At 47.9% G+C, this 6,781-nt stretch carries 6 protein-coding genes; 3 read left to right on the top strand and 3 right to left on the bottom strand.

Annotated elements, in window-relative coordinates; genetic code table 11:
• Positions 1-292 precede the first annotated feature (292 nt).
• The 3 genes from SFW65_08860 to folD all read left to right on the top strand — a co-directional run bounded on the left by SFW65_08860 (position 293) and on the right by folD (position 1,839).
• The gene (locus SFW65_08860; GenBank protein MDX1923223.1) at positions 293-550 is read left to right on the top strand and encodes a hypothetical protein; all 258 of its coding nucleotides are present in this window, start codon (positions 293-295) and stop codon (positions 548-550) included.
• 132 nt (positions 551-682) lie between these two features.
• Positions 683-997, top strand: a complete 315-nt coding sequence (locus SFW65_08855; protein MDX1923222.1) for a YggT family protein — start codon at positions 683-685, stop codon at positions 995-997.
• Entirely contained in the window at positions 994-1,839 is an 846-nt protein-coding gene (folD, locus tag SFW65_08850; GenBank protein ID MDX1923221.1) for a bifunctional methylenetetrahydrofolate dehydrogenase/methenyltetrahydrofolate cyclohydrolase FolD, read from the top strand. Before SFW65_08855 ends, folD begins: the two co-directional genes overlap by 4 nt.
• A gap of 1 nt (position 1,840) precedes the next feature.
• Here folD and SFW65_08845 read toward each other — a convergent pair whose 3' ends face one another.
• Genes SFW65_08845 through ettA form a run of 3 tightly spaced genes read right to left on the bottom strand, consistent with a single transcriptional unit; the run spans position 1,841 to position 6,671 of the window.
• Positions 1,841-3,070: an argininosuccinate synthase gene (locus SFW65_08845; GenBank protein ID MDX1923220.1), complete on the bottom strand. Its 1,230-nt coding sequence runs from the start codon at positions 3,068-3,070 to the stop codon at positions 1,841-1,843.
• A gap of 32 nt (positions 3,071-3,102) precedes the next feature.
• Positions 3,103-4,980, bottom strand: a complete 1,878-nt coding sequence (gene htpG / locus SFW65_08840; protein ID MDX1923219.1) for a molecular chaperone HtpG — start codon at positions 4,978-4,980, stop codon at positions 3,103-3,105.
• Positions 4,981-4,988: 8 nt separating this feature from the next.
• On the bottom strand, positions 4,989-6,671 hold the full coding sequence (gene ettA / locus SFW65_08835; protein ID MDX1923218.1) for an energy-dependent translational throttle protein EttA: 1,683 nt from the start codon (positions 6,669-6,671) through the stop codon (positions 4,989-4,991).
• Positions 6,672-6,781: the final 110 nt, after the last annotated feature.

The raw sequence follows: 6,781 nt of genomic DNA, 5'->3' as shown, positions 1-6,781 counted from the left end.
CTTCCGGCAGGAAGGCAGGGTTAATCAAAAGTCTCGCAAAGCCTTGTCACATAAAATGTTCGAGGCCGTTTGCACCATGCCATTTTTCAATAGCAATTGTGTTGGCACAAACCCTGCTGAAACCGCAGGAAGCTACTCCCTAATGAGTAAGCTATAAATAGTCGTATAATAATGCGCTGTCCAGCGGTTTGTTAACTATGCTTGAAAGTAAATTATATCCGCATGCATAGCCTGCGATGAGTTACACTATGAAAATAGTGAACTGATTTTTTAGTAATTTGGCAGGCATATCATGACAAAGAATTACTATCCAGAATTCAAGGGCCCAAGCGCAGCAAGGATTGCTTCGCCGGACAAAATTCAAAGTCAGTATCCTTATCCGCTTGAATCAGCTGGTCTTGGTGATTTCTACCCGAGCTGGTCATCCAAACCTTTAGACAAAAAGAACAAAAAAATACCACTCAATACTACTGCCACACCATGGCACATCGATGCGTTTGATGATGAAATAGAAGAAAGCGCCACCATACGCGAAGAAAGCGCCGCTTAATAGCGTTTATCTGCTTTGCCACCAACCCATTCCATAAAAAGCCTTTATTAGCGCCTTTTCGTGCAAGGCTTGTTTTTATCGAGCTTGGAGTTATTGTTAGCCAAGTTACCATTCACACCAAGCTGGGTTAGCATGTTTTCTTTTTTCTATGTCCTCGACATTTTTTTGGGTTTTCTGGAAACCATGATGGCGATTTATGGGCTTTTCAGCCTGCTGCTTTTCTTTGGCGTACTTAGCCCTTACGGACGAATTGCAGGAATGATCTGGCAAAATATGCAGGGCTTGTTCGAACCGATGCTACAACCCATTCGCAAAATCATACCGCCCTATCGCGGGTTTGACTGGTCGTTTCTAGCGCTCTACTTACTCATTGTACTAACACGCTCATTGCTGCGTGAATACGGGCCACTGGCGGCGCATACGGTTACAACCATAGGTGCACAATGAGTTCTGCCTTGGTAATTGATGGTAAAGCATCATCTGCACGTCTTCGTTCTTATATTGCCGAACAAGTAAAACAATTACCCGCAAAGCCGGGACTGGCGGTTGTGTTGGTTGGCGCTGACCCTGCCAGCGAAGTCTATGTTCGCAACAAGGAAAAAGCTGTTGAAGAAGTGGGCATGGCATCCTTCCCGCATCATTTGCCAGCAACCACCAGCGAAGCGGATTTATTGAAATTGATTGATACTTTGAATGCCGATGCAAAGGTGCATGGCATATTAGTGCAATTGCCCCTGCCAAACGGGATTGATGCGCAAAAGGTTTTAGAACGCATTTCGCCAGCCAAAGATGTGGACGGGTTTCACCCCGTGAATGCTGGCAAACTTGCGGTTGGGCAAGACGGCCTTGTGCCGTGCACACCCATGGGCTGCATGATTTTACTTAAAGAAACATTGGGCGATTTGAAAGGCCTGCATGCGGTTGTCGTTGGCCGTTCCAATATTGTGGGTAAGCCGATTGCGCAGTTATTACTGCAAGCCGATTGTACCGTGACCATCACCCATTCCAAGACGAAGGACTTAGCTAGCGTGTGCCGTAGCGCAGATATTATTATTGCTGCGATTGGTAAGCCCGAGTTTATTAAAGGCGACTGGATCAAAAAAGGCGCGGTAGTGATTGATGTGGGCATCAACCGCATTGAACGCGATGGTAAAACAAAATTGGTTGGCGATGTGGATTATGGCGCTGCCGCACAAAACGCCAAAGCCATTACGCCGGTACCTGGCGGCGTTGGGCCGATGACCATTGCGTGTTTGTTATCCAACACGCTGAAAGCATCCAAAAAGTAATTTACTTACCGCGTTGCTTCGCCATTGTGGACAGGCGCAAGCGCAGCGCGTTGAGCTTGATGAAGCCTTGCGCATCCGCTTGGTTATAAACGCTGTCTTGTTCAAACGTCACGTAATCCAGACGGTACAAGGAGTTTGGTGATTTACGGCCAACCACAATCGTATTGCCCTTATACAGCTTCAAACGAACCACACCGTTCACATTGGTTTGGGTGTGGTCGATGAGCGCTTGCAATGCTTCGCGTTCAGGCGAGAACCAGTAACCGAAATACACAAGCTCCGCATAGCGCGGCATGATATCGTCTTTAAGATGTGCAGCGCCGCGGTCAAGCGTGATGGATTCAATTGCGCGATGCGCAACGTATAAAATGGTACCGCCCGGTGTTTCGTAAACACCGCGGGACTTCATGCCCACATAACGGTTTTCAACCAGATCCAAACGGCCAATACCGTTCTTCTTGCCGTATTCATTCAGCTTGGTCAGCAAAGTTGCAGGCGACATGCGTTGACCGTTAATGCCAACCGCATCACCGCGTTCAAACTCGATTTCGATATATTCGGCTTTATCCGGCGCTGCTTCGGGTGAAATGGTGCGCTGGTAAACCATTTCATCGGCTTCTACCCATGGATCTTCCAAAACGCGCCCTTCGGAAGAAGAATGCAGCAGGTTAGCGTCAACAGAGAATGGCGCCTCACCTGTTTTTGCCTTGGTAATCGGAATTTGGTGCTTTTCGGCATATTCCAGCAATACTGTACGGGAATTCAAATCCCACTCACGCCATGGGGCGATAACTTTGATATCCGGCTTCAAGCCATAATAGGCAAGTTCAAAACGAACCTGGTCATTTCCTTTGCCGGTTGCGCCATGGGCGACAGCATCGGCGCCGGTTTTGTTGGCGATTTCAATCTGCTTTTTAGCAATGAGCGGACGGGCAATAGATGTGCCAAGCAAATACATGCCTTCATATAAGGCATTGGCGCGGAACATGGGGAATACATAATCTTTTACAAATTCTTCCCGCAAATCTTCGATGAAGATTTCTTTGCAACCCAGCAGCTCTGCTTTCTTACGTGCGGGTTCTACTTCTTCGCCTTGCCCTAAATCGGCCGTAAAGGTAACAACTTCGGCGCGGTAATTATCTTGCAGCCAGCGAAGGATAACGGAAGTATCGAGGCCGCCTGAAAATGCCAGCACAATTTTCTTTACGTCTTTTTTATTATCGGTCGCCATGGTTTACCTTATAGGGAGATTTGAAGGCGTATTTATGCAACGGCTTTAAGGCTGAGTCTAGTCAATCGTTGTGAAAATGCCTGTGGATCTGCCAACGGCTCTCCTTCCAATAGACGGGCCTGATCAAGTAATAACCACGCTAAATCGGCCATCTCTTCACTATTTGCGTTGCCCGCCATTTGCGCCATTTTAACAATCAGGCTGTGGGTCGGGTTGATTTCAAGAAAGCGACGCGCGGTAAGGCCGCCGCTTGGTAAACCCGCCGCTTTGTTCTGACGCAACAATTTTTCAAGATGGATATCAAGCTCCCCATCTGCGGCCACAATGCACACCGGAGAGCTTGTCAGGCGGCTGGATGTGCGAACATCTTTCACACTATCGCCATAGATTTCTTTTAGCGATTTAATCAGTGCCGTGATACTATCTGATGTCGGTTTATTTTCTTCGGGCGTTTCGACCTTTTTAATTTTATCAAGGTTCATGTCACCGCGTGTGGCAGACTTGAATACCTTGCCATTATAGGTGCCCATGTTAGTGACCCAGAAATCATCAATCGCATCACTAAGTAACAACACTTCGATATCCCGCGCACGGAACCCTTCCAGTTGCGGAGAATTGGCAAGAGATGCTGCATCTTCACCGGTGATGTAGTAAATCGCATCTTGTTCAGCGGGCATACGCGCAATGTATTCTTCAAGCGTGACCAGTTGCTTGTCTTGTGCGGTGGTTTTGGTGGTGTATGCGCGGAAAAGCTTTAATAAATCCTCACGGTGATCGTAATCATCATAAAGCCCTTCCTTCAGAACGGCGCCAAAATTATTCCAGAATTTCGTATATTCTTCCTTGTTTTCGGAAAGTTTGGAAAGCTCCGACAGTACGCGCTTGGTAATACCGTTTCTCATTTTCGTTAGCACGGGATTGTTTTGCAGCATTTCACGGCTGACGTTCAGCGGCAAATCCTCGCTATCAATGACGCCTTTCAAGAACCGCAGATAAGGCGGCAACAAACCTTCGGCAGCTTCGGTGATAAAGACACGTTTTACATATAACTTTACACGGTGGAAACGCCGCGGGTCGAACAAATCATGCGGCTTTTGGGTAGGAATAAATAGCAACCCCGTATATTCCAGCGTTCCTTCTGCACGCCAATGAATGGTTTGTGCAGGTTCATCATAGGCATGCGCGACGTGATGGTAGAATTCCTTATACTCGTCTGGCGTAATTTCATTTTTCGAACGCATCCACAACGCCGCGGCGCGGTTTAACTTTTCCGCTTCATCATCGCCGAAATAAATCGGGACAGCGATATGATCGGAATATGCGGTAACAATCGCCTTCAGGCGATCCAGTTCCATAAATTCGCTTTCATCATCCTTTAGATGCAAGATGATATCGGTACCAGCGATGTTTTTGGTGGCAGGCTGCATGGTGTAGGCGGATTTTCCATCCGATGTCCAACGCCACGCCTCGGTTTCGCCTGCTTTGCGGCTGATGACTTCAACCTTGTCTGCGACCATGAATGCGGAATAGAACCCCACACCGAATTGGCCGATCAGGTTCATGTCTTTCTTCGCATCACCGCTCATTTGTTCAAGGAACGCTTTGGTTCCCGAACGCGCAATGGTACCAAGGTTTTCGACGATTTCATTCCGCGTCATGCCGATACCGTTATCGGACACGGTAAGCGTGCGGTTTGGAATATCCGCAACCAGATGAATGGCAAATTTAGCAGGCGCCAAATCGGGCTGAGTTACAGCCGTATAACGCAGCTTGTCGCAGGCATCAGCAGCATTCGAGATGAGCTCGCGCAGGAAAATTTCTTTCTGACTGTAAAAGGCGTGCACGACGATATCGAGCAAACGACCGACTTCTGCCTGAAATTCATGTTTTTCTGTTTGTGCTTCGCTCATCTTTCTACCTATTTGCGGGTTAGAGGTCTGTATTTAATACGATGCGGTTGATCTGCATCCGCGCCAAGGCGGCGGCGTCGATCAGCCTCATAATCCTGATAATTCCCTTCGAACCATTCGACATGGCTATCACCTTCGAATGCAAGAATATGCGTTGCAAGTCTGTCAAGGAACCAGCGGTCATGGCTGATGACGACAGCGCAACCAGCAAAATCAACCAAGGCTTCTTCAAGCGCACGAAGCGTATCCACGTCCAAATCGTTGGTCGGTTCATCAAGAAGTAGTACGTTCGCGCCGGTTTTCAACATCTTTGCCAGATGCACGCGGTTGCGTTCACCGCCCGATAATACGCCGACTTTTTTCTGCTGGTCAGTGCCCTTGAAATTGAATGATGAAACATAAGCACGGGAAGGCATATTTTTGGTGCCAAGTTCAATGACATCATGTCCGCCGGAGATTTCCTGCCAAACGGTATTATCATCTTTTAACGCATCACGGCTTTGATCTACATAGCCGAGTTTCACGCTATCTGCGACTTTAAAGGTCCCGCTATCAGGCTTTTCAACGCCGGTAATCATCTTGAATAATGTTGATTTACCAGCGCCGTTGGGTCCAATCACGCCTACGATGCCACCGCGCGGCAGACGGAATGATAGATTTTCAATTAACAAACGATCGCCGTATGATTTACTGATATGTTCCACATCAATTACGTTTTCGCCTAGGCGTGGCGGGGTTGGGATAATAATTTTTGCAGTACCCGACAAATCATCCTGTGTTTTATTAAGCAGGTCTTCATAAGCGGCCATACGCGCCTTGCTTTTCGCCTGACGCGCTTTAGGTGATGAACGCACCCATTCCAATTCGCGGGCCAATTCTTTCTGGCGGGCGTTTTCTTCGCGGCCTTCCTGCTCAAGGCGTTTTTGTTTTTGTTCAAGCCAAGATGTGTAATTGCCTTCATACGGAATGCCGTGACCGCGGGCGAGTTCCAAAATCCAGCCCGTCACGTTATCAAGGAAATATCGATCGTGAGTTACCATCACAACCGTGCCTTTATAATCGGCCAAATGACGCTGCAGCCATGCAACCGAATCAGCATCCAGATGGTTGGTCGGTTCGTCGAGGATGAGCATATCAGGCTTGGACAGTAGCAATTGACACAATGCCACACGGCGTTTTTCACCGCCAGACAACACCGTAACATCTGCATCACCCGGCGGGCAACGCAAGGCATCCATCGCCAGTTCAACTGTGCGACCAATTTCCCATGCACCTGCAGCTTCGATCTTTTCTTGTAACGCTGCTTGCTCTTCTATCAGCTTGGTCATTTCATCTTCATCAGTAACTTCGCCGAGCTTATTGCTGACATCTTCAAACGCTTTGAGCAGAGCATGGGCGTCACCCATGGCAAGTTCAATATTCTGTTGTACATTTAGTTTTGGGTCCAGCTGCGGTTCTTGCGAAAGATAGCCAACCTTCACGCCGTCAGCGGCCCATGCTTCACCGGTAAAATCCTTATCGATGCCCGCCATGATGCGCATCAGGGTCGATTTACCCGAGCCGTTGACGCCGAGTACGCCAATTTTCGCTCCGGGATAAAAAGAAAGGAATATGTTATCCAAGACCTTTTTGCCACCGGGATAGGCCTTTGAAAGGCCCTTCATTACATAGGTATATTGACCAGCCGTCATAACGCGCATCCTTTACAAGATTAAGTTGTTGTATTTGTGCATCTTTTGCGCTTCTGTCAATGGTCTCTCTGGGGCTTGGAATAAGTTTTCTTCTGATTTTTGACATAGTT

It is taken from the genome of Alphaproteobacteria bacterium, from assembly GCA_033762625.1.
Classification (GTDB): Bacteria; Pseudomonadota; Alphaproteobacteria; order UBA9219; family RGZA01; genus RGZA01.
Note: the sequence above shows the minus strand (reverse complement) of the source record. Positions and strands in the feature narration are given on the sequence as shown.

Coding starts and splice junctions, on each gene's coding strand:
- SFW65_08860 (MDX1923223.1), top strand. CDS start 293: ATGACAAAGAATTACTATCCAGAATTCAAGGGCCCAAGCGCAGCAAGG.
- SFW65_08855 (MDX1923222.1), top strand. CDS start 683: ATGTTTTCTTTTTTCTATGTCCTCGACATTTTTTTGGGTTTTCTGGAA.
- folD (MDX1923221.1), top strand. CDS start 994: ATGAGTTCTGCCTTGGTAATTGATGGTAAAGCATCATCTGCACGTCTT.
- SFW65_08845 (MDX1923220.1), bottom strand. CDS start 3,070: ATGGCGACCGATAATAAAAAAGACGTAAAGAAAATTGTGCTGGCATTT.
- htpG (MDX1923219.1), bottom strand. CDS start 4,980: ATGAGCGAAGCACAAACAGAAAAACATGAATTTCAGGCAGAAGTCGGT.
- ettA (MDX1923218.1), bottom strand. CDS start 6,671: ATGACGGCTGGTCAATATACCTATGTAATGAAGGGCCTTTCAAAGGCC.